The organism is Streptomyces zagrosensis (assembly GCF_014203645.1).
GTDB classification, from domain to species: Bacteria; Actinomycetota; Actinomycetes; order Streptomycetales; family Streptomycetaceae; genus Streptomyces; species Streptomyces zagrosensis.
The window spans coordinates 79,867-100,714 of record NZ_JACHJL010000015.1 but is presented as its reverse complement, the minus strand read 5'-3'; the positions used below and the strand labels follow the sequence as shown (position 1 = coordinate 100,714).

Genomic DNA, 20,848 nt, shown 5'->3' with positions numbered 1-20,848 from the left:
GCGCCCTCATCGTGGCACTTCGGGTATCGAGCGGAGGGCAGGGCGCCGAGCCAGGCCGCCACACCGCCGCCGCGGCGGCGGCGGCGACCCCATGGGGTGCGCGCGCCGCCGCGGGCGTGAGGCGCCGGATCACCGCTCCGCCTTTGGCGGAGCCAGATAGGGGAATCCATCGCGCAGCACCCCCGTGGCCGCGCTTGCGTCAAGCCCCAACCTGACCGGTACGCCGAGCACTAGCTCGAACATCACCTCCGAAGTGCAGTCAGTGAGCCCGCGCCCGTTGCGCCGCTTCACCTCGAACGCGGCGTCGGTGCCCACCTCGTAGCGGAGGATGTCGGGTAGCAACAGGTCGTGTACGCGGGCCGCGTGCGCGGCGGGATCGGTGACGGCGCCGGCCGCTGCCGCGCCGCGCTTGATGGCAGCCAGTACCTCGGGCCCGTATCGCTCCCGGTCCTCGGTGGGCACCGTCGCATGGAAGCCGATGTGCTGGTCGGTGTCTGTGGTGTGTGTGGTGTCTTTTGTGTCTTCTGTGTCTGAGGTGTGTGCGGGGTTTGCGAGGTTGAAGAGGGCGTTGAGTAGCGGGGTCGCACAGCGGTTGATCTGTTGCCAGCCGCCCGCTTCGATGGCGAGCACCGTCACGCCCCAAAAACCGATCTCCGGGGCGCCGCCCAGGTCGGCCTCGGGCACCTCAAGGACGATTGCGTACACATCGGTGCCCGTGAACGAGCTGGTGGCCAACTCCCGTTCGAACTGCGCGAGGTCGGGCGCCGTGCCCTGCGCGATGCCGGTCTTGACGGCGGTGACGACCGCGTCTTCGACGCAGAGCGGGTCACCGGCCCGTCCCGCCCAGGCCCGCAGCCCGCCGTCGCGGTCTGCTACGGCTTCGGAGCCCTGCCCCGTGCCCTGCCCCGTGTCCTGTCCTGTGCCCGGCCTCGTGGCCGGCAGCACCAGTTCGGCCGGTTCCCCGGTGATGCCGCGCAGCAGGACCGTGCCATCGGCAGCGCGGTCGCGCGCCGCGTCGCCGTCGAAGCGCCGCAGCTCCCAGCGTTGCGTGCCGCGCGTGCTGAACGGCGCGAACGTGATCGGCGAGAAGGTGAAGCGGTAGGTGATGTCCTCGACCGCGTCACCATTGGTGTCGATCTTGAACTCGTACAGGCTCTCGTCGTCATGGAAGCCGCCCTGGCCGGATAGCGGGTTGACGGTGAGGGCGAAGACGGTGCCCCTGTGGCCCCGGAAGACGTAACCGTCGCTGATGTTGAGCCGAGGGTCCTGACATGCGAGAAGCGAGTCGTGGTGATGGCTCATCAACGGTCCTGTTCTGCTGTGTGGCGCCCGCGCTCCGACCAGGCACCGGCGGGGTTACGCGGACGCGTGAGTGCGACGGCTCAATGGGGAGGAAGCCGCGCTTCGCCTCATCAGGGGGGAGGATGCGGCGTTTCCGGGCCGGCCCGCCGGGGCCTTGTGTGGACAGTAGGGGGCTCGAACATCCGAAGGCGAGGAACAGAATGCACAGTCAGGGCGGTCACTGGTTGCCCACCGACTGGTGATTGAACTCCGTACGTATGTGAGGCGCATGTGTGCTTGACGCATCTGCCAGTTGCCGTGCGGCCTGCGGATGGTCTCCGACTATGCCGAGATCAGCGGGTGGGTGCGGTGAGCGTGGCTAGTGTCTCGTGGTTGCCGTGGTTGCCGTGGTTGCCGTGGTTGCCGTGGTTGCCGTGGTTGCCGTGGTTGCCGTGGTTGCCGTGGTTGCCGTGGTTGCCGTGACCGCTGTGGTTGGTGTGGGTGACTGGTCAGTCCCCGATCACAGGGTGCCGAGCGCCCGCATGGCTAGCCACAGTTCGTGTTTCGCGCTGGGCGCGTGCAGCAATGAGCGTCCCAACACCTCCTCCGCCCTGGTCAGCCGCTTGCGGGCGCCGGGCAGCGAGATCCCCAACTGCGCTGCTGCCAGCGGAAGCTTGGCGTCGGCCCGTAGCCAAGCGCGTACCGTCGCCGTGCCCGATGGCAGGTTGGCCCGTTCCAGCGGCTGGAGCCGGGCCCGGGCCCACACCTCTGTTGCCGGCGTGGCGAGGAGCGCATCCAAGGTGGCGGGCGGTTCCGTCGCTGACACCGGTACGCGCGGAGAGTTGAGCTGCAACGCCAACCAGGCGGCCGACTGGTCGGCGAGCCGGCCCAGATCGAGCCCGAGCAATTCATCGATAAGTCGTACGCGGGCGGCCAGCGTATTGCGGTGAATTTTCAGATGCCGACTGGCCGCACTGCCGAAGGTGAGCCAGGAGCTGAGCGTGCCGAGCAGCTCGTCGCCGCCGGGGTCGGCCCGGCGCGGTGGTGCGTAGTGCACGCACGGCGCCAGCAAGTCCTGGGCCCACCGGAAGCCCTGCGGCACCGCCAACGGCGACAGGTCGGAATCCCGTTGGAAACTGGCCCGCCCGCTGGGGGCGGTGCGGGCCACCGCCAGCGCGTGAAACGCCTGCCCGTAGCCGATAGGGGTCTCGCGTAGCGGCACCTCACTGCTCACGCCGATCAAACACTCGGGGACCCGTTCGGAGATCTTCCGATCGAGCCCGCGCACCCCGGTCGCGTCGTCGTCCATCATCTCAAGGCTGGCGCCAGGCCGTTGCTCGGCTCTGCCGAACGTACGGGCGGCGCCGGGGAGTTCCCCGTGCGGTGCGCGGAAGTCGCTGGCACAGTTCAGTGCTGTGTCGGCGGTCGCCGTCGTGGCCGGGACGAGGGCGATCAGATGGGTGGGGCGTACCGGACAGGGCACGATCCACGCCTTGCCGCGGGCGGCGCGAGTGATCCGGTCTGCGATCTCGTACCGTCGCTGACCAGGACATTCGATCACATACACGTAGGCGAGCTGCGGCAGGGGCGGTTGCAGCGCGGCGGCGATCCGATGCGCGGCCGGGACGCTGCCGACCATCAGCAGGTGCAGCACCGCCTCGCGGCTGTGTGCCTCGGCGGTCTCCACACGAAGCCGGTCACGCTCGGCCTCTTCGAGTCGCCAGCACAGGCTCAGAGTGCGGGCGGTGTCGGCGAGGAGTACGTGGTGCCGCTTGGAGCGGCCGGTCGGGCCGTCGAGGCCGCTGTCCGGGCCGTCCGGGCTGCCTGGACTGTCCGGGGCGATGAGGACCAGATACGGAGGCTGTCGCCGCCCGGGCCTGGGCTCTTTGTGGCCGCCACCGGCGCCGGCGGTCAGCGCCACAAGGAACACCGTGCTCCCGCCGGTGCCACGGCTCGGCTCGGCGCTGCCCGGTGTGGGGCTGCTGAGGTCGTTGCTGTGTGGTGGAGCGCTGCCTGGCCGGTCGAGGATCGCGGAAGGCGTGCCACGCCGATGCAGTGTCACCACCGCGTCCGCCGCCGCTCGCAACGTGGCGCTCGGTGCTGGCGGAGGTACAACGACCGAGGCGCCGTCGGTGTCGAGCAGCGTGGCGATGCCGCCGGTGCGGCGCCCGAGCCAGTCGAGGATGGCCCGCACGGCTCCGCGCTTGGTGGCGAGCCGGGAGAGCGTCAACACGCTGTCAACCCGGTCGTCCTGGTCAGCCCGGCCATCCCGGGGCTCGACCAGGTCCCGCTGTGCCCCCACGTGGGTGCCTGATGACGCCGATCCCATGAAGCAGCAGATTAGTCCGTCAAGGGCCGCGGCGGGACAGTGAGTTGCGCTCGGACAAGCCGATACGGCGCGTCCCCGACGTCAGTTCAGCCCGTATGGCGCAAGCGCCTCGTACTCTCGCCGCGACGAGTGCCACCGCCAGCCGCGGGACGGATCGGTACCAGGCTGTACGGGCCGATAGGGGGCCAGTAGTGAGCGGGTACGGGCTCCCTCGTGACCGAGGGCGTGGTCAGCAAGCTCTGCCCGCGCGCCCCCGCGGCCAACAACGCGCCGGGCAGCAGGGGTTGCACCACCGTGTGCGTTCGTGTTCGATGCGTGCACCGCCAGTTCTGTGAGCCGAAGGGGGAGGAACTCACCGTGACGGCGTGTCTCTCCGTCTTTACCGTGGTGCGCCGTTGCGCGTCCGCGTCTCGGCGCGCACTCCTGGTGCTGTGCGTTCTCGGTGGCTTGCTGATGCTGGCCGCCATCCACGCGGGTCAGGCGCACGCCGGGGAATCCCAGCCGGACAAGCGGGCCAAGCACGTGCCCGCGGCGGTGCCGCCGGATGATCGGGCTGTCAACCGGTCGGGGCATGGCCCCGCGCAGGGCACGCACCGGGCCTCCCACAAGGCTAGGAACCAGGCCGCGAAAGACGTGCACGGGACTTTCGCCGCAGCCGAGCACCGCCCCGCAGGAAAGACGGAACGACAGGTCGCACGCACGTCGGACCGACAGGTAGCCAGCCAAGCAGCCAAGCAGGCAGCCAAGCGTCCAACTAAGGGCGCTGGCCGAAGGGCTGACCGCGCTGACAAGCGAGATGACGGTGCGGCGCACGGCGCCACCGGCGGCCCGCGTGCCGGCCGACCCGGCCAGGGCAAGGGCGGCGCCGGCCAGGCCCAGCACGGCGCGGGCGGCCACGGCCAGGACGGCAAGGACAAGGGCGACCGCGGCCACGGTGAGAGCCAAGGCAAGGGCGATCACGGTCAGAGTAAAGGCAAGGGCGAGGGTGAGCACGATAAGGGCCAGGGCCAGGGCCAAGGCCAAGGCCAAGGTGACGGCAAGGGCGAAGCCCCCGGCAAAGGCAAGGGCGACGACCAGGGCAGGGATCACGACCAGGGCGGGCAGGCGCCTGCACGTCCGTTGCCCGTCGCCCCTGGGCTGACCGGCCCGCCCTTCGGCGCTCCGCAGTCACCTCAGACCTCGCCCGCCCCCGACGCCCCGAAGTCGCCGTCGCGACAGGAGTCGCCGTCGTCTCAGGAGTCCGATGCGTCGCAGTGCCCCGGTGGCCAGAGCCACCGCCCCGGGGACTGCGGGGCTGACGAGAGCGGGGACCGTACACCGTCCGACGCCGCCGAGGGTGCCGGACCGGCCGGACGCCACGGCGTAGCAGCCGGCCCGGGAACGCATATCGGCCCGCCGCCCGCCGTGCCCTTCACGAGCGCCACCACCCCCACTGCCACGACCCCCACTGCCACCACTCCCACCGCCACCGCCAGCATCACCATCGCCCACGCATCGCCCGGTTCCGACAAGCCGTCCTGTGACCGCGGACTGCGAGCCCGACACCCGGGCGACGATTCCGGGTGCGGGCCGAAGCGGCCTTGCCACCATGGGCCGTGCGGCCCGCTGGGGCCGGTCGCGCCGGTTGGCCATTCCGGCTGCGGCCATTCCGGCGGCGATCAGACCAAGCGAGCCGGTGACCCTCCGGGGCTGCCGGCGGCCCACCTCTTCGTTCCGCCGCGCACCACTGACGGTCGGGTGCGGGACACGGACTCTCCCCTCCACGAGCGCCCTCACGACGTCGTCGAACTCCCGGGTTAACGCTGACGCGCCCTCCAGCGCGTCACCGTCACCCTTTCGTTCGAGACAGAGAGCACACGTGATGTCCATGTGCCGTGAGCACTTAACGCCATTCGCCGAAACGCCGAACGGGCACCCGCACCAGCCGAGGTGCGACCTCCCGCACCAGCCGATGCGCGACCTCCTGCACCAGCCGAGGTGCGTACACTCCCGTCCGCCACAGCAGCCTGCGCACACCGCTGGCTCCCCTTACGCCGATGTCTCCCCGCTTGTGGAGCGGCCGGTTCGTTGCGCGGCGGTTCGCCAGGGGGTGGCGTCATGAAGATGACCGACCGGGAGATCATCGAAATCCTGGTGGCGTACGACGCCACCGAGAGCGTGTACTCGGCTGCCAAGATCGTCGGCTGCGATCCGAAGACCGTCCGCCGGTACGTGACGGCCAGGGACGCCGGACGACCGGTGACCGGCCCCTCGCGCCGGTCACGGCTGGCCGACGCGTACTCCGAGAAGATCGAGGAATGGGTGGACCGTTCCGAGGGCCACATCAGTGCCGTACGGGCGCACGAGCGGCTGATAAGGATGGGCTTCAACGGCAGCGAGCGCACGACACGACGCATCCTCGCCGAAGCCAAGGCCCGTTGGCGCAGCGGCAGCCGACGCGTCTACCGGCCGTGGGTGACCGAGCCTGGTCTGTGGCTTCAGTACGATTGGGGGCCGGGGCCCCTGGTCCCGGGCCCGGACGGTGAACCGCGCCGTACCGCGCTGTTCTCGGCCTGGCTGGCCTGGTCACGGTTCCGGCTGGTCATCCCCTGCCGGGACCGCTCGCTGGGCAGCCTGGTGTGTTCCCTGGACGCCACGCTCACGGCGCTGGGTGGCGCCCCGACGTATCTGCTCACCCGACTGCGCCAGGACACCGGAACACGTCATCCGGATGTCGTCGCCGCCGGACGCCACTACGGCATGCAGGTACGCACCTGCGTCCCGCACGACCCGGAAGGTGGTGGCACCCAGGCCGGCGTGCGCGTCGCCGCGGCGGACCTCGCACCCGTCGAGGCGGACCTGCGGGGGGAGTACGCGTCCTTCGCCGAACTCCAGGCGGCATGCCAGGAATTCGGCCAATGGTTCAACAGCCAGGTGCGCCACTGGCGAGGATTCGGAGACGGGCACGCCCGGGAATGCGATGACGGCGCGGGCCAAGGCCGCGAATACGGCCGGGAACACAGCCGGGGGCAGGGTCAGCCGGCGGACGGCGACACGCCCGCCACCCGACTGACGCTGGAGCGCGCCCGGCTGCACCCGCTACCGCCCGCGCCGTGCACCCTCGGGCTCGGTCAGCAGGCGAGAGTGAGCGGGGTGGACGCGGTGGCGTACGACACGGGTACGTACACCGTTCCCGCTGGGTTGGCCGGCGCACAGGTGTGGTTGCGTACCGCGCGCAGCGAACTGGTCGTCGTCACCGACCTCGCCACGCTGCCGCGTCGCCCCGGTCACCTGGCCGGCGTGGACGGCCTGGCGGAGGTGGCCAGGCATCGGATGCCCTCGCGTGCGCTGACGCGCTAGCGCCGCCAGCCGCAGGCCCGTTGAGCGGCGCACCTGGCGCTGCCCCCGAGATGGCCGGCCACCGGACAACCGGTGGCCGGTCGCTCCCGGCTGGCTGTCCTACCCGCTCCGCGCGCTGCGTCGGCTCCGCCGGTCCTGCCGGGTCTCGCTGCTCTGCCTGGTTGGTGGTGGGGGCAATCGACGGCGACCCACCGCCAGGCCATACGGCCATACGGCCATACGGCCATACGGCCATACAGCGATACAGCGATACAGCCGAAGCGACCCCCGTCCCCTAACCCTTGTCCACTGACCGGCGATCTACCAATCAGCCGTCAGAAGGCGTGCGGGTGCCGCCGATGCGGTGTTCTTGCGGGCTGATGCCGCGCACCCGCTTGAAGGCGGCGCTGAGCGCGAACGCGCTCCCGTACCCGACCTGTCGGGCCACCGCGCCGATCGTCACATCGGGCTCGCGCAACGCATCGGCGGCGAGTGCCAGCCGCCAGTTCGTCAGGTACGCCATGGGAGGCTCGCCGACCAGCGCGGTGAAACGGCGAGCCAGCGCGGCACGGGAGACTCCCGCCTTGGCGGCCAACTCGGCCACGGTCCACTGCTGGGCGGGATCGTCGTGGATCAGCCGCAGCGCCCGCCCCACGACGGGGTCACTCTGGGCCAGGTACCAGGGCGGTGCCTTCGCCTCGGGCCGCGAGAACCACGCCCTCAACACCCCGATCAGCAATAGGTCCAACAGCCGATCGAGAACGACCTCTTGGCCCGGCTCATCCTTGACGATCTCGCTCGCCAGCAGCGCGGGCAACGGCGAATCCCAGCTCTGCCCATCCAGGACGAGCTGCGGCGGAAGCGCACGCAACAGCCGCTGGGTGATCTCGCCGTGCATCTGGTACGTGCCACTGATCATGACCGCCGAGCCGTCCGTGCGCTCGCCCCAGGTGCGTACGCCCAGGTCCAGCACCGCACACAACTCCTCGCCTTCCGGCGTCGTGGAGAGCTCACCGGGGTGGATCACGGCACCCGGCGGCGTGGCCGGGTCGTCGGCGATGGTGTACGGATCAGGTCCGCGCACCACTGCGATATCCCCGGTCCGCAGCGGGACCGGCGCGCCATCGTCGGGGACCAGCCAGGCGTCACCGCGGACCATGGACACCAGCGTCAGCGGCGCCCGATCCTCGATGCGTACGGCCCACGGTGGGTCCATGATCGACCGCATCAAGAAGGCGCCCCGAGCGCGCGGTCCGTCCAGCAGATCAGCGAGTGCGTCCACCCAGCCAGCGTAACCGGGTGAGACGCTCGCATATGGAACCGAGCGGCCCGATCATGGCCCGGAAAGTCGCATGGAGCTTTACTGAAGCCATGCACGCACCGAGAGGCTCCGGCCGTACGGGCCATGCGCCGTCGTCTCCAACCAGCCCACCGCCGCCGGCCGCCCACACTCGAATCGGAGGCGAGGAACGATGAACGAGACCCTTCGGACGGCCGTACTCCTTGCGGCAACCGTCACCACCGGTGTGCTGGCCGGCTTGTTCGCCGCGTTCGCCATGGCGGTCATGCCGGGCCTGCGGCGGGTGGACGACCGCACGTTCATCGTGGTGATGCGACGCATCAACGAGGCGATCTTGAACGGTTGGTTCGCCCTGTGCTTCGCCGGTGCCCCGCTGCTCACCCTCCTCGCCGCGCTGCTCCACCTCAGCGGCGACGGCCGCCCGGCCCTGCCATGGATCGCGGCGGCGGGCCTCCTCCACGCCATGGCCCTCGCCATCACCTTCGCCGTCAACATCCCCCTCAACACCGCCCTGGCCACCGCAGGCGACCTTGACCACATCCCTGCCCCGGCGACCGTACGGGCCTCCTTCGCCCCCCGCTGGACCCGCTGGAACACCGCCCGCGCCCTCACCAGCACCGCCGCGCTGGCCCTCCTCGGCTACGCGCTGCACGCCGGCGCGTGAGCGGGGCCCGGTGGGCTCGGTCGCGCCTGCGCCGGCGGACTTGGAAGCGGAAGCCCTGCGGCCGGCACGGCCACAGGTGGACCCGGCGGCAGCGGTTCCCGCCGTGGCCGTGCCATGAGTTCATCGGTGAGGTGGGGACTCACTTGTCGGCGGCCGGAGCCACCCCGATCGGGCAGGAGACTCCCGTGCCGCCTATGCCGCAGTAGCCCGCGGGGTTTTTGTCGAGGTACTGCTGATGGGGGGCCTCCGCCGGATAGAAGGGGCCGGCCGGCAGGAGTTCTGTGGTGATGTCGCCGTAACCGGAGGCGGTGAGGACCGACTGGTAGGCGGCGCGGGACGACTCCGCTTCCGTGCGCTGGGCGTCGGAGTGGGTGTAGATCGCCGAACGGTACTGCGTGCCCACGTCATTGCCCTGCCGGAAGCCCTGGGAGGGGTCGTGGGACTCCCAAAAGAGCTTCAGCAGCGCCCCGTAGGAGGTCACGGAGGGGTCGTAGACGACACGGACCGCCTCGGTGTGCCCGGTCAGACCGCTGCACACCTCTTCGTATGTCGGGTTGACCGTATGCCCGCCCTGGTAGCCGACGAGGGTGGTCCACACGCCCGGGGCCTGCCAGAACACGCGCTCGGCGCCCCAGAAGCAGCCCAGGCCGAAGTCGGCGACCAGGAGGCCGTCGGGGTAGGGGCCGAGCAGCGGGTTGCCGAGGATGGTGTGTCGGTCGGGGACGGAGAACGTCCGCTCGGCTCGACCCGCGAGCGCTTCGTCGGCGGACGGTAGATGGCTTTTGTGGCGGTTGAACAGCATCACGTCTCCAGGCAGGGCGGGCGGTCGGCCGCACCGTACAACGCGCGCCGCCACGGACACATTCCGAGCCCGCCCGCGCCGCGCCCGCAGCCGCGCCCATGCTGCCCGTACAGGCGACGGCGACGTACAGACAGCGGGCGGGCCCCTGCCCGCCTACTGCGGCAGCGTCGCCGGAGTGCCGCCCGTTCCCTCCCAGCCAGCGACCGCCAGCGCGCGGTACGTCGCGTACGCCGCCGCCGGGTCCGGGCCGTAGGACCATGGCAGCGCGCCGACGTGGCCGTCCACCAGGCGGAGCTGGGCGATGGCCTCCGCGTACCGCTCGGCGCGCACCAGGAACCACACCAGCAGATGACGGACGTGTGGCAACATCGGGTGGTCAGCGGGCGCCTCCCGTACCGCATACAGGGCGCCCTCGATGGCGCGGGTGACGACGGCGCTGCGGTAGAGGCCCTGTACCAAATTGGCCTCCGGCAGATGGTCGAAGACCGCGAACAGCGGCAGCGCGGGCAGCAGGCTCTTCTCCGGGGCCGCGCCCGCCGCCTTGTGGGTGAACTCGTCCGCGAGGTCCTGCGAGCCGTGCCACTTCTCGCACCAGTAGTGCAGCGCGGCCAGATGCGCGCCCATGTGCTGCGGGGCCCGGTCGCGGACCTTGGACCACAGCTCTTCGAAGTCCGCCTGGCGGTAGCCGAGGCCGCGGCCGATGCCGAGTTCGATGATGTACGGGACCGGGTCGCCCGGCGCCAGCAGCGCCGCCTCGCCGCACACCGTGCGGGCCTCCTCAAGGATCATGGAGAAGTCCTCGGAGCTGGTGTCCCGCAGCGCCTGGCGAACCAGGAACTCCGCGTGTACCGCGGCGCCACCCGGGTCCTTGGGCGCCTCGACGCGCCACGTGCGCAGCCACACGCCGCCTTGCCCCGGCGTGCGCGCTAGCTCGTGCACGGCCGCGCCCGCCAGCGTCTGCACCCGCTGCCAGCGCAGCTCCGACGACGCGTCGGTGTGCGCCAGCAGCCGCGAGACGGGCCGCCAGTCCTGGGTCCTGGCCACCTCGGTCAGCGTGTCGGTCAGTTCCTCGTCGGGCCCCGGCAGCCGTACGTCAAGCCGTTCGACGGGCACGAAGCCGTACTCGCCGGGGTCGGTGGCCCGCAGCGCGCCCGCCGTGGCCTCTTGGCCGCCGCGCCGTCGTCGCAGCGCCGGCACGATCAGCACCCCGCCGATCGTGACGAGGCCGATAAGGATGAGCAGAAACTCCATGATGCTGTCCCGTGTGATCTCGTCGGGGCCGCACCGTCGTCGGCGCGGTCCGTAAGCCCGTAAACCCGTCTGTCCCGTAAGCCTGTCTGTTCTGAGCCTGTCTGTTCCGTAAGCCCGTCTGTCCCGCCTGCCCCGGAGGCCGTTTGCCGCTGCGGGCCGTACGTCTCCGTGGCCGTGTGCCTCCTGGCCGTCTGTCGCTGGACCCGTGGCCCGCGCGGTGCCGGGTTCACGGCCCGTGCCGGCCGCGAAACCGGTTGCGGCGCTGGCCCAAGCGCCGCTGCGGGCCCGCGGGGCGGTGGGGACCCGTGGCACGGCCTTCGTCATACAGCGTAAGCGCGCCGTTCACGAGCCAAGCCGTGAGATAGCGGCGGCGGCCGGACGCGGACCATTACGCTCGGACTCATGACTGACCAGCACCCTAAGCCGCACGCATCCCAGAGCTTCGAGACGCTTGCCATCCACGCGGGGCAGGCCGCGGACCCGGCCACCGGCGCCGTGGTCCCGCCGATCTATCAGGTCTCCACGTTCAAGCAGGACGGCGTGGGCGGGCTGCGCAACGGCTACGAGTACAGCCGGTCCGCCAACCCGACCCGTACCGCCCTCGAAGAAAACCTGGCGGCGCTAGAGGGCGGCAGCCGCGGCCTGGCCTTCGCCTCCGGCCTTGCGGCCGAGGACTGCCTGCTGCGGGCCCTCCTCACCCCCGGCGACCACGTTGTCATCCCGAACGACGCCTATGGCGGGACGTTTCGCCTGATCTCCAAGGTCGTCGAGCGCTGGGGTGTGCAGTGGTCGGTCGCCGACAGCTCGAACCCGGAATCGGTACGGGCCGAGATCCGTCCGAACACCAAGCTGATCTGGGTCGAGACGCCGACCAATCCGCTGCTCGGCATCACCGACATCGCCGTCATCGCCGACGTCGCACGCACCGCGGGCGTCCGGCTGGTCGTGGACAACACGTTCGCCAGCCCCTACCTCCAGCAGCCGCTGGCCCTCGGCGCGGACATCGTGGTGCACTCCACCACGAAGTACATGGGCGGTCACTCCGACGTCGTCGGCGGCGCGCTCATCACCTCCGACAGCGGCCTGGCCGATGAGTTGGCGTACCACCAAAACGCCATGGGCGCCGTCGCCGGACCGTTCGACGCGTGGCTGGTCATGCGCGGCACCAAGACGCTGGCCGTGCGTATGGACCGGCACTGCGAGAACGCCACCCGGATCACCGAGCTCCTCACCTCCCACCCGAAGGTCGCCCAGGTCTACTACCCGGGCCTTGAGGAGCACCCGGGCCATGAGGTCGCCGTCAAGCAGATGCGTGCTTTCGGTGGCATGGTCTCCTTCCGTGTCGCGGGCGGTGAACAGGCCGCGATTGACGTCTGCAACCGGGCGGAACTCTTCACCCTGGGCGAGTCGTTGGGCGGCGTCGAGTCGCTGATCGAGCACCCGGGCCGGATGACGCACGCGTCCGTAGCCGGCTCCGCACTTGAGGTCCCGGCCGACCTGGTCCGGCTCTCCGTCGGCATCGAGTCGGCGGACGATCTGATCGCGGACCTCAAGCAGGCACTGGGCTAGGACGCAGTCGGCCGACGCGTTGCCTTGGTTGCTCGTTAGTCGGTTGGTTCATGCGGTTCACGTGGTTCATTCGAGTTGCGTGAGTCGCGTGGTTCATGGATTGGCTTGTTGCACCTGCGGGGCAAGGGCCTCGCAGGTGCCAGCGGCCGGTGCCAGTGGTTGGCTAGATCACGCCACGCTACGTTTGGGCACGCCAGGTGCAGGCCAGCCGAGCCAAGCCGCGTTTCGGTACGGCATGGCACGCCTCGCCTCGCGTCCCTCTGGTCACCACCCCTCAAGCGGCGGTGTCGTCGTGCGGGGCGATGCGGCCCACGGTTCGGTGAGCGCCGCCCATACCGTGAAGGTGATGAGCGCGGCGAGCAGGACGGCCCAAACAGCCAGGTGTACGGCCCGGCGCCGCCGCATCGCCCGCTGTCCGCGCACCGCCGCCCGCGCCGCCAGGTCCCACGGCACCACGGGCTGCGGCTGAGCATCCAACAGTTCCCGCACCTCGTCCTCCCTACGATCCCAGGAGCTCATGACACGGGACCGCCCACGGAGTGGCCTGCGGGTGTCGGGGGCGCGGGGGGTGCGATGGGTACGGCCGGTGTCACGGGTGCGGCGGGTGCGGCTGGTGTCGCGGGCACGGCTGGTGTCGTGGGCGTGGCGGGTGCGGCGGGTGCGGTACGGGGCGGCTTCGCCGTCGCGCCCGTTTCGTCGTGGGACCGGGCGCGCATCGTCGAGATGGCCCGGGCGCAGATCGCGCGCACCCGGTCCGCGGGCAGGCCGAGCGTCGCGGCTGTGACCTCCTCGGCCACCCCCTCGTACAGCCGCAGCACCAGCACCAACCGTTCCCGCGGCGTCAGTTGAGCCAGCAGCCCGCGCGCGGGTGGACCCGGGAGGCGGTGCCGCCAGGCCGTGTGCGCGAAGCGAGCGGCGAGCTCTTGGCGCGTACGTTCGTAGGGGTCTTCGCCGCGGAGTTGGTCCCAGTTCGCGTACGTGCCCGCCAGCGCGGCGGTCAGTAGGCGCTCGGCCGCCTCGCAGCGGTCCGGGGGCTCTCCGGTGAGCAGCGTCGCGGCATGCAGCAGCCGACCGCCCGCGCCCGCGACGAATGCTTCGAACTCCCGGGCCCGGCGCTCACCCCGCGCCACTCGTCGTTTCCCCACTGTGCCTCCCGTGTTCGTGAGAACACGTCCTCTTTAGGACACGCTAGCGAGGCCGCCCGGTCAAGGGTTGGCACCGGGATCGGCCAGGAGTGTGCCAGGGAAGTGCCGGGAGGGGCCGGGGCACGGCCCGAGATATGGCCCGGGACGCGGCCCAAGACGCGGCCCGAGGTACGGCGCTGGTGTCCGGCCGGATTGCGGCCAGAGCGTGGCGGGTGCGCCGTAGGGGCGCGGAACGGCGGGTGCGCCGCAGGGGCGCGGAACGGAGAGTGGCCGGATAGCGGCTCCTCCGGTGGGGGGTGCCGACACACGCCGTACGGTCCTTGGATCACGCGGGCCGCAGGTCGAGGGCACCACCAGGGTGCCGGTCGGTCCAGGCCCCGGCATTGGCCGGGGAGGGGCCGGTCAGGAAGGCGTTGCTAGCTGTGGCGGGGCCCCGTGGATGACCGAGAGTGAGGCGTTGAAGCGGGTCAGCAGGGTGCAGAACTGGTCGCGTTCGTCGGGGGACCAGTCTTCGGTCGCCAGCGCCATCAAAGCGCGGCGCGAGGAGCGCACCTCCTCCAGCCGCGCCTTGCCGCGCGGGGAGAGCTGGAGGACGACGGCTCGGCCGTCCTCGGGGTGCGAGGTGCGCTTGACCATGCCGGTATCGACAAGGGGCGCAACCTGGCGGGTAACGGTAGAGGAATCGATGCCCATGCTGAGCGCGAGTTTCTTGACTCCCATCTCTCCTTCCTGATCAAGTCGGTTGAGAAGAAGGTAGGCGGCGCGGTCCATGGAGTTGCGGGCCTGTCCGACGCCGCCGAGACGGGTCTGCTCCGCGCGTCGGGCGAAGACCGCTACTTGGTGTTGGAGAGAATCGAGGACGCCGGTCTCCTCCGGCTCTGGACCGGGGGTTGTCCCCCGGGCCGTCGTCGCAGTCGTCATGTCCGAATGGGTGGGCATGGCCTGGGGCTCACTTCGTGCGGTGGTCTGAAGGATGGGGGACAGAGTACGCGGCCCTGGCGCCACACGTACCTGCCCTGCGTAAAGCCGTGCGAATGGGGCCCGTGAGTCACGTGGGACGGCCACCGACGAGAAGAACTGGAAGACTTGGGGCCATGGCTGCACGAGTTGACGATGAGGACGGGGAGACGGGACCCTCCTCCGGGCCAAGGCTCCCCGAGCGAGGCACAGCCCCGGACGGCGAACCGACGCCTTCGGCGACTGGCGAACCGATCCCTTCCGCGGCTGATGGGCCCGCACCCCCCGTGGCCAGGTGGCCCGAACCGTCCGCGGCCGGGCGGCCGGCCACTTCGACGTCCGATGCCCCGGGGCCGGTCACCCCGGCATCGGCGACTCCGGCATCAGTGACTCCGGCATCAGTGACTCCGGTACCGGTGATCGCGGGGCCCGTCACCCTGGAGGCCGTGCGCGAGGCTCAGAAGACCCTGTCCGGCGTGGCCCGCGTCACCGCGCTGGAAGGCAGCCGGTTCCTGAGCGGTCTCATCGGATCGCCGGTGCACTTCAAGTGCGAGAACCTCCAGCGCACCGGGTCATTCAAGGTACGTGGTGGGTACGTACGGATCGCCGGCCTCTCCGCATCCGAGCGTGCGGTCGGAGTAGTCGCGGCCAGCGCGGGCAATCACGCACAGGGCGTCGCACTCGCGGCGACACTGCTTGGCGTGCGCTCAACCGTGTTCATGCCGGAGGGCGCGCCGCTGCCCAAGGTCGCGGCGACCCGGGACTACGGCGCCGAGGTGCGGCTCTGCGGTGCGGTGGTAGACGAGACGCTGCGGGCGGCCGAGGAGTACGCCCGCGAGACTGGCGCGGTGTTCATCCACCCCTTTGACCATCCGGACATCATTGCAGGTCAGGGCACAGTGGGCTTGGAAATTCTGGAGCAGTGCCCCGAGGTACGGACCATTGTTGTGGGCGTCGGTGGCGGGGGCCTGGCGGCGGGGATCGCCGTCGCGGTCAAGGCGCTGCGGCCCGACGTCCGGGTGGTGGGCGTGCAAGCGGCGGGTTCAGCCGCATTTCCGCCCTCACTCGCGGCCGGGTATCCGATCGCGCTGGAGGCGCCGACCACGATGGCCGATGGGATCAAGGTCGGCCGCCCCGGCGATGTGACGTTCAAAATCGTTGGCGATCTTGTCGATGAGATCCGTACGGTGTCCGAAGACGCTCTCTCCAGCGCCTTGTTGCTTTGCCTGGAGCGGGCGAAACTGGTGGTGGAGCCAGCCGGGGCCAGCCCCGTGGCTGCCCTGCTCGCCGAGCCGGACTCCTTCGTGGGTCCGGTGGTGGCGGTGCTGTCGGGGGGCAATGTGGACCCGCTGCTGATGCAGCGGACTCTGCGCCATGGCATGGCTGCGGCGGGCCGCTATCTCTCGCTACGCGTCCGGCTCACCGACCACCCGGGGGCGCTCGCCTCGATCCTGCGGGTGTTGTCGGTGGTGGACGCTAACGTGCTTGACGTAAGCCATGTGAGGACCGATCCACGGCTGGGACTCACCGAGGCGGAGGTGGAGTTGCACTTGGAGACAAAGGGGCCAGGCCACTGCGCCGACGTTGCATCAGCACTACGCGAGGCCGGTTACACGGTTAGCCCGTAGCCGTAGCCGTAGCCGTAGCCGTAGCCGTAGCCGTAGCCGTAGCCGTAGCCCGTGGGCTGTTGGCTGTTGGCGTGCATTGTGGGGGACCGCGTGAGTCGAGCCGTGGGGGGCGTACGGCGGGACGGAGCGCGCGCCGTGTGGCGCATGCGTTGGCTCGTCAGGGCCGTGACATGCGGCTTGCCAGGGCCATGACATGTTCGCGTCCTACGCATGTCCGCGTCCTACCCCCATCGAGTGGGTGCTGGCCGTGACAACGTAAGACAGGCGAGACGTATGTGATCCAGGGTTCGCGGTGGGAACCCGGGTCGGGATGTGTACGCCGGGTACGGGGCGCGAAGCGGCGGGGCGCGGTGGCGCGTACCCGGGTGAGGTGCTCGGTCGGGGCGACCCGGGCGCCATGCGGCGCGGTACCGCGTGCGGGCGGGGCGATGCGGACGTACGGTGGGCACTTGACGCGACACTGTCGCAAGGATTGACGCGATATATCGCGTATAGCTATAACGGTGAGCACCGGCCTCCAGCGGGCAGCGCGGATCGTGTGCCATGTGCCATGTGCCATGTGCCATGTGCCATGTGCCATGTGCCGTGTGCCATGGGCCGGGCGTTGGCTGGCGCCGCGCTCCGCCGTTGCTTCATCGGTCCCGTGTGCCGCACGGGCTGGCACGGCCGTACGCGAACCGTCCACGCGGGAACTGTGGCCAGCTGCCCGCCACGGCGGTACGCACCCCACTCGCTGCCAGCCCTACCGAACCTCACCCCCACACTCCTTACCTCCCTCTCACTCCCTCACTCCCTCTCCTCCTCGCTTCTCCGTCCTCCCGGCCGCTCTCTCCCTGCGACTCCCCCTCCTGTCGCCATCACCCGTTTTGCCCCACACCCCCGTTCCATCCATTGCTCCGACCCTCCAGCTTCATCACGTACACCGATCTACTGACCAGCCACTCTGGGAGAAACCTCATGCCAGGTGCCATCTACGCCGAAGGACTGGTGAAGACCTTCGGCAAGGTAAGGGCTCTGGACGGCGTTGACCTTGACGTCCCCGAAGGAACCGTGCTCGGTTTGCTCGGCCCCAACGGCGCGGGCAAGACCACCGCGGTCCGGGTGCTCACCACCCTGCTCCGCCCCGACAGCGGCAAGGCCGTCGTCGCGGGTATCGATGTGCTCAAGCGACCCAATGACGTACGGCATGTGATCGGCCTGTCGGGCCAGTTCGCCGCCGTAGACGAATACCTGACCGGCCGCGAGAACCTGCATATGGTCGGTCAGCTCTACCAGTTGAGCTCGCGCGACGCGAAGACGCGTGCGGCGGAACTGCTGGAGCGCTTCGACCTCGCCGAAGCGGCCGACCGCACCACCAAGACCTACTCCGGCGGCATGCGACGGCGCCTCGACCTCGCGGCGGCCCTGGTCGTCAGTCCACCCGTGATGTTCATGGACGAGCCGACCACCGGACTTGATCCGCGCAACCGGCAGGCGCTGTGGGGCATCATGCAAGAACTCGTCGCAGGCGGCACCACATTGCTGCTGACCACGCAGTATCTGGAAGAGGCCGACCAACTGGCGCACGACATCTGCGTCGTTGACCATGGCCGGGTCATCGCGCGCGGCACCTCTGACCAGCTCAAAGCGCAAACCGGCGGCGAGCGGGTCGAGGTCGTCGTACACGACCACGAGCGCATCGCTACGGCCGCCGAGGTGCTGCGCGGCTTCGGCAAGGGCGAGGCCAGCGTGGACAACCACACCCGCAAGATCACCGTCCCGGTCAGCGGCGGCGCCAAGTTGTTGGCCGAGGCGATTCGTGAACTCGACGCACGCGGCGTCGAAATCGACGACATCGGCCTGCGCCGCCCGACCCTGGACGACGTCTTCATCTCGCTCACCGGTCATGCGGCAGAGGCACAGCCCGACAACGGCCCCGATGACACGACGAGCACGAAGAACGAGAAGAACACGAAGAACACGAAGAACGCCACGAACGCCACGAACGCCACGAAGGACGACGGTGCTAGGTCGAGCCTGGGCCGCAATGCCGGTGAGAGCAGTGGGGAGGCCGCGAAGTGAATACCACCGTCACCAGCGCAGCTCGTAAGACGGCGCCACCGCCCGCGCGGGGCGGCCTCGTACAGCCGATGCGCGATTCCCTGGTCATTGCCAGGCGCAACCTCATCCGGATGGTCCGCATCCCCGAGGTCGTGATCTTCGCGGTCATCCAACCGATCATGTTCGTGGTGCTGTTCGCGTACGTCTTCGGCGGCGCCATCCCCGTGCCGGGGGAGCCGGGCAACAACGCCGCCGACTACCGTGAGTATCTGATGGCGGGCATCTTCGCGCAGACGGTCACGTTCGCCACGGCGGGCGCGGGCGCCGGCATTGCGGAGGACATGCACAAGGGGCTGGTCGATCGGTTCCGCTCGCTGCCCATGTCGCGTGGCGCGGTGCTCACCGGGCGCACGCTCGCCGACCTGGTGCAGACGACGCTGACCGTGGTCGTGCTGACCATCGTCGCGCTGATCATCGGTTGGCGGGCGCACGACGGCATTTTGAAGGCCATCGCGGCGATCGGCCTGCTGCTGCTCCTGGGATACGCCTTCTCGTGGATCGGCGCCCTGATCGGGCTGTCCGTACGTACCCCGGAGGCGGCGACATCCGGCGGTCTGATCTGGCTCTTTCCGCTGACATTTGTCTCGAACGCGTTCGTGCCGACCGCGAACATGCCGACGTTCCTCCAGCATGTGGCGGACTGGAACCCGTTCAGCTCCACCGTGCTCGCCTGCCGCCAGTTGTTCGGCAATCCGGACGGGCTGCCATCCGACGCCTGGCCGATGGAGCACCCAGTGCTGGCCTCGGTCCTGTGGTCGATCGTGATCATCGTGCTCTTCCGCACCCTCGCGGTACGCAAATACCGCTCGGCCACGGCCTAGCTCTACGCAACTGGGCCTGCCCGCCGGCTACGGCCTCGCCACGAGCTCCCCGGCCACGACCTCGCTACGGACCCCACCACTGCGGCCTTGCTCGTGAGCCGTTTGCCTTGTGGGCCTTGTGCGCTTCGCGGGCCCTTGTGGGCGTCGTGGGCGCTGCGGTTGTCGCCGACACGGCATAGCGGCTACGGAACGACTGAACCCCCGACGTCGTGCGTCGGGGGCTTCGTCGTCAGGGCCGCGGCGCGGGCGCGAGGGAGTCGTGCCCGCCGCGATGGCTTGGCCCTCGGGGCCGGCCTCCGCACTCCGCAAGTGCGGGCCCGTCGCGGCGGCTCAGCTCTGATAGGGCTTTGCCGCGAGAATCTTCACGGCCGCCTTACGGCCGTTGGGTAGCTCGTACTGCGCCTTGTCGCCCACCCTCTTGCCGGTCACGCCCTTGCCCAGAGGCGACTGCGGCGAGTAGGTCTCAACGTCCGCGCTCGCGTACTCGCGTGAGGCCATCAGGAAGGTGAGCGTGTCGTCGGGGTCACCGTCGAACGCGATGGTGACGACCATGCCGGGCTCGACGACGCCATCGTCCGCAGGGGCCTCGCCGACCTTCGCGTGCTGGAGGAGCTGAGTGAGCTGACGCACGCGGAGTTCCTGCTTGCCCTGCTCTTCCTTGGCGGCGTGATAGCCACCGTTCTCCCGCAGATCACCCTCTTCGCGGGCGGCCTCGATCTTCTTCGCGATCTCGACACGTGCGGGACCCGACAGGTAGTCCAGCTCGGCCTTGAGCTGGTTGTACGCCTCCTGGGTCAGCCAGGTGACGTTGTCGCTGGTCTGGGTCACAGGTGCTCCTCGTCGGTGCTGGGATATACAAATGAACGCCCTCCTCCAAAGGGTGCGCCTTCAAAGGTGGGCGAAACCACGAGCCTAACAATTCCGCGCGGAAACGGGGAGGAGGGAAGGGCCCGAATGCGTAGGAATCCCGTCAGAAAAGGGGGCGAACGGGGTCCAGTCGGGCCGTCGTGCCCCTGAATCACGCCCCCACCTGGTCGCAGGGCCTCCCCACCTGGCAAAAGTGCCTCCGCGGCCTACTGGTGGGCCTCCGCGGCTTGGTGTCTTGCCGCTGTACCCCCCGCGCCAGAGCCAGCGCGCCGCCGCGCGCCTTGGCGGTGCGCCTTCGTGCCCGGGCGGCGCGGCGCGGCGGTGATGGTGATGGTGCCGGTGCCGGTGCGAGATCAGCCGTCGGACGCCTTGCACTCGACCAGCTCGGCACTGGTCGCACGCTCTGTCGTACGCAACGTGACCACCGTGTCCACCTGCTTCTGGCGCTGGTCGAACCTGAAGTCCTTCCGTCCGACCTCAACGCCTTCCTCGGACTGCGAGCGCACGGTGCACACCCCCGTACCGTCGCGATCCTTGAGGACCTCCAGGTGCACCTCGACGGCGTCGTTCGACACCACCTTGAAGGCGATCACCCGACCGCTGACGTCCTGATCGGAGACGTAGGAGATGCCGACCCAGGCGATCACGCCGAGCAACCCCGCGCCGAGCACCGCTCCAACGATCTTCAGCTTCCGGTCCGCGCGCTCGTCAGCGGAGCGCCCATAGCGACCATCCGGCCGCGCGTCGCGCACCGTTGCCATGATCAATTCCTCCTGGTCCGGTCGCTGGTTGGAAATCCCGGAATTATTCCAGCCC

16 protein-coding genes and 1 pseudogene are annotated in these 20,848 nt (G+C 69.9%); 7 read left to right on the top strand and 10 right to left on the bottom strand.

Annotated elements, in window-relative coordinates; all coding sequences use genetic code 11:
• Positions 1 to 129: 129 nt before the first annotated feature.
• Both FHS42_RS25585 and FHS42_RS25580 read right to left on the bottom strand, forming a co-directional pair.
• Complete coding sequence (locus FHS42_RS25585) at positions 130 to 1,302, bottom strand: DUF4331 family protein (RefSeq protein ID WP_184575877.1); 1,173 nt, start codon at positions 1,300 to 1,302, stop codon at positions 130 to 132.
• A 499-nt stretch (positions 1,303 to 1,801) separates the two neighbouring features.
• The gene (locus FHS42_RS25580; protein ID WP_184575875.1) at positions 1,802 to 3,610 is read right to left on the bottom strand and encodes a PucR family transcriptional regulator; all 1,809 of its coding nucleotides are present in this window, start codon (positions 3,608 to 3,610) and stop codon (positions 1,802 to 1,804) included.
• 357 nt (positions 3,611 to 3,967) lie between these two features.
• Between FHS42_RS25580 and FHS42_RS25575 the strand changes: the two genes are divergently transcribed.
• Positions 3,968 to 5,410: a hypothetical protein gene (locus tag FHS42_RS25575; protein ID WP_184575873.1), complete on the top strand. Its 1,443-nt coding sequence runs from the start codon at positions 3,968 to 3,970 to the stop codon at positions 5,408 to 5,410.
• Between the two features lie 297 nt (positions 5,411 to 5,707).
• On the top strand, positions 5,708 to 6,949 hold the full coding sequence (locus FHS42_RS25570; RefSeq protein ID WP_184575871.1) for an IS21 family transposase: 1,242 nt from the start codon (positions 5,708 to 5,710) through the stop codon (positions 6,947 to 6,949).
• Positions 6,950 to 7,256: 307 nt separating this feature from the next.
• Here FHS42_RS25570 and FHS42_RS25565 read toward each other — a convergent pair whose 3' ends face one another.
• Positions 7,257 to 8,210, bottom strand: a complete 954-nt coding sequence (locus FHS42_RS25565; protein WP_184575870.1) for an AraC family transcriptional regulator — start codon at positions 8,208 to 8,210, stop codon at positions 7,257 to 7,259.
• A 190-nt stretch (positions 8,211 to 8,400) separates the two neighbouring features.
• Here FHS42_RS25565 and FHS42_RS25560 point away from each other — a divergent pair, with 190 nt between their 5' ends.
• Positions 8,401 to 8,892, top strand: a complete 492-nt coding sequence (locus FHS42_RS25560; protein WP_184575868.1) for an anthrone oxygenase family protein — start codon at positions 8,401 to 8,403, stop codon at positions 8,890 to 8,892.
• 139 nt (positions 8,893 to 9,031) lie between these two features.
• Here FHS42_RS25560 and msrA read toward each other — a convergent pair whose 3' ends face one another.
• On the bottom strand, positions 9,032 to 9,694 hold the full coding sequence (gene msrA, locus FHS42_RS25555) for a peptide-methionine (S)-S-oxide reductase MsrA (RefSeq protein WP_184575866.1): 663 nt from the start codon (positions 9,692 to 9,694) through the stop codon (positions 9,032 to 9,034).
• 153 nt (positions 9,695 to 9,847) lie between these two features.
• Positions 9,848 to 10,945 carry a hypothetical protein gene (locus tag FHS42_RS25550; protein ID WP_184575864.1) on the bottom strand — a complete coding sequence of 366 codons (1,098 nt, stop codon included), beginning with the start codon at positions 10,943 to 10,945 and terminating at the stop codon, positions 9,848 to 9,850.
• Positions 10,946 to 11,347: 402 nt separating this feature from the next.
• On the opposite strand from FHS42_RS25550, the gene FHS42_RS25545 reads away from it, so the two are divergent.
• Positions 11,348 to 12,514 carry a cystathionine gamma-synthase gene (locus FHS42_RS25545; RefSeq protein ID WP_184575862.1) on the top strand — a complete coding sequence of 389 codons (1,167 nt, stop codon included), beginning with the start codon at positions 11,348 to 11,350 and terminating at the stop codon, positions 12,512 to 12,514.
• A gap of 264 nt (positions 12,515 to 12,778) precedes the next feature.
• Here FHS42_RS25545 and FHS42_RS25540 read toward each other — a convergent pair whose 3' ends face one another.
• The 3 genes and pseudogenes from FHS42_RS25540 to FHS42_RS25530 form a co-directional block, all read right to left on the bottom strand.
• A complete protein-coding gene (locus FHS42_RS25540) occupies positions 12,779 to 13,033 on the bottom strand; it encodes a hypothetical protein (RefSeq protein WP_184575859.1) in 255 nt (84 codons plus the stop codon).
• A 116-nt stretch (positions 13,034 to 13,149) separates the two neighbouring features.
• Positions 13,150 to 13,659, bottom strand: a pseudogene (locus FHS42_RS37450) (sigma factor-like helix-turn-helix DNA-binding protein); the annotation flags it as partial.
• Between the two features lie 402 nt (positions 13,660 to 14,061).
• A complete protein-coding gene (locus FHS42_RS25530) occupies positions 14,062 to 14,598 on the bottom strand; it encodes a MarR family winged helix-turn-helix transcriptional regulator (RefSeq protein WP_184575857.1) in 537 nt (178 codons plus the stop codon).
• A 155-nt stretch (positions 14,599 to 14,753) separates the two neighbouring features.
• Here FHS42_RS25530 and ilvA point away from each other — a divergent pair, with 155 nt between their 5' ends.
• From ilvA to FHS42_RS25515, 3 genes are all read left to right on the top strand, one after another.
• Positions 14,754 to 16,244, top strand: coding sequence for a threonine ammonia-lyase (ilvA, locus tag FHS42_RS25525; protein WP_376772690.1), 1,491 nt, complete (start codon positions 14,754 to 14,756; stop codon positions 16,242 to 16,244).
• Between the two features lie 957 nt (positions 16,245 to 17,201).
• Positions 17,202 to 18,305 (top strand): ATP-binding cassette domain-containing protein, encoded by a 1,104-nt coding sequence (locus tag FHS42_RS25520; RefSeq protein ID WP_184575853.1) that lies wholly within the window; start codon positions 17,202 to 17,204, stop codon positions 18,303 to 18,305.
• Positions 18,302 to 19,165: an ABC transporter permease gene (locus FHS42_RS25515; RefSeq protein ID WP_376772689.1), complete on the top strand. Its 864-nt coding sequence runs from the start codon at positions 18,302 to 18,304 to the stop codon at positions 19,163 to 19,165. The genes FHS42_RS25520 and FHS42_RS25515 overlap by 4 nt, the downstream gene beginning before the upstream one ends.
• Before the next feature lie 330 nt (positions 19,166 to 19,495).
• Here FHS42_RS25515 and greA read toward each other — a convergent pair whose 3' ends face one another.
• Positions 19,496 to 19,993 (bottom strand): transcription elongation factor GreA, encoded by a 498-nt coding sequence (gene greA / locus FHS42_RS25510; RefSeq protein WP_184575851.1) that lies wholly within the window; start codon positions 19,991 to 19,993, stop codon positions 19,496 to 19,498.
• 392 nt (positions 19,994 to 20,385) lie between these two features.
• Positions 20,386 to 20,793: a DUF4307 domain-containing protein gene (locus tag FHS42_RS25505; protein ID WP_184575849.1), complete on the bottom strand. Its 408-nt coding sequence runs from the start codon at positions 20,791 to 20,793 to the stop codon at positions 20,386 to 20,388.
• Positions 20,794 to 20,848 lie beyond the last annotated feature (55 nt).

Coding starts and splice junctions, on each gene's coding strand:
- FHS42_RS25585 (WP_184575877.1), bottom strand. CDS start 1,302: ATGAGCCATCACCACGACTCGCTTCTCGCATGTCAGGACCCTCGGCTC.
- FHS42_RS25580 (WP_184575875.1), bottom strand. CDS start 3,610: ATGGGATCGGCGTCATCAGGCACCCACGTGGGGGCACAGCGGGACCTG.
- FHS42_RS25570 (WP_184575871.1), top strand. CDS start 5,708: ATGAAGATGACCGACCGGGAGATCATCGAAATCCTGGTGGCGTACGAC.
- FHS42_RS25560 (WP_184575868.1), top strand. CDS start 8,401: ATGAACGAGACCCTTCGGACGGCCGTACTCCTTGCGGCAACCGTCACC.
- msrA (WP_184575866.1), bottom strand. CDS start 9,694: ATGCTGTTCAACCGCCACAAAAGCCATCTACCGTCCGCCGACGAAGCG.
- FHS42_RS25550 (WP_184575864.1), bottom strand. CDS start 10,945: ATGGAGTTTCTGCTCATCCTTATCGGCCTCGTCACGATCGGCGGGGTG.
- FHS42_RS25545 (WP_184575862.1), top strand. CDS start 11,348: ATGACTGACCAGCACCCTAAGCCGCACGCATCCCAGAGCTTCGAGACG.
- FHS42_RS25540 (WP_184575859.1), bottom strand. CDS start 13,033: ATGAGCTCCTGGGATCGTAGGGAGGACGAGGTGCGGGAACTGTTGGAT.
- FHS42_RS25530 (WP_184575857.1), bottom strand. CDS start 14,598: ATGCCCACCCATTCGGACATGACGACTGCGACGACGGCCCGGGGGACA.
- ilvA (WP_376772690.1), top strand. CDS start 14,754: ATGGCTGCACGAGTTGACGATGAGGACGGGGAGACGGGACCCTCCTCC.
- FHS42_RS25520 (WP_184575853.1), top strand. CDS start 17,202: ATGCCAGGTGCCATCTACGCCGAAGGACTGGTGAAGACCTTCGGCAAG.
- FHS42_RS25505 (WP_184575849.1), bottom strand. CDS start 20,793: ATGGCAACGGTGCGCGACGCGCGGCCGGATGGTCGCTATGGGCGCTCC.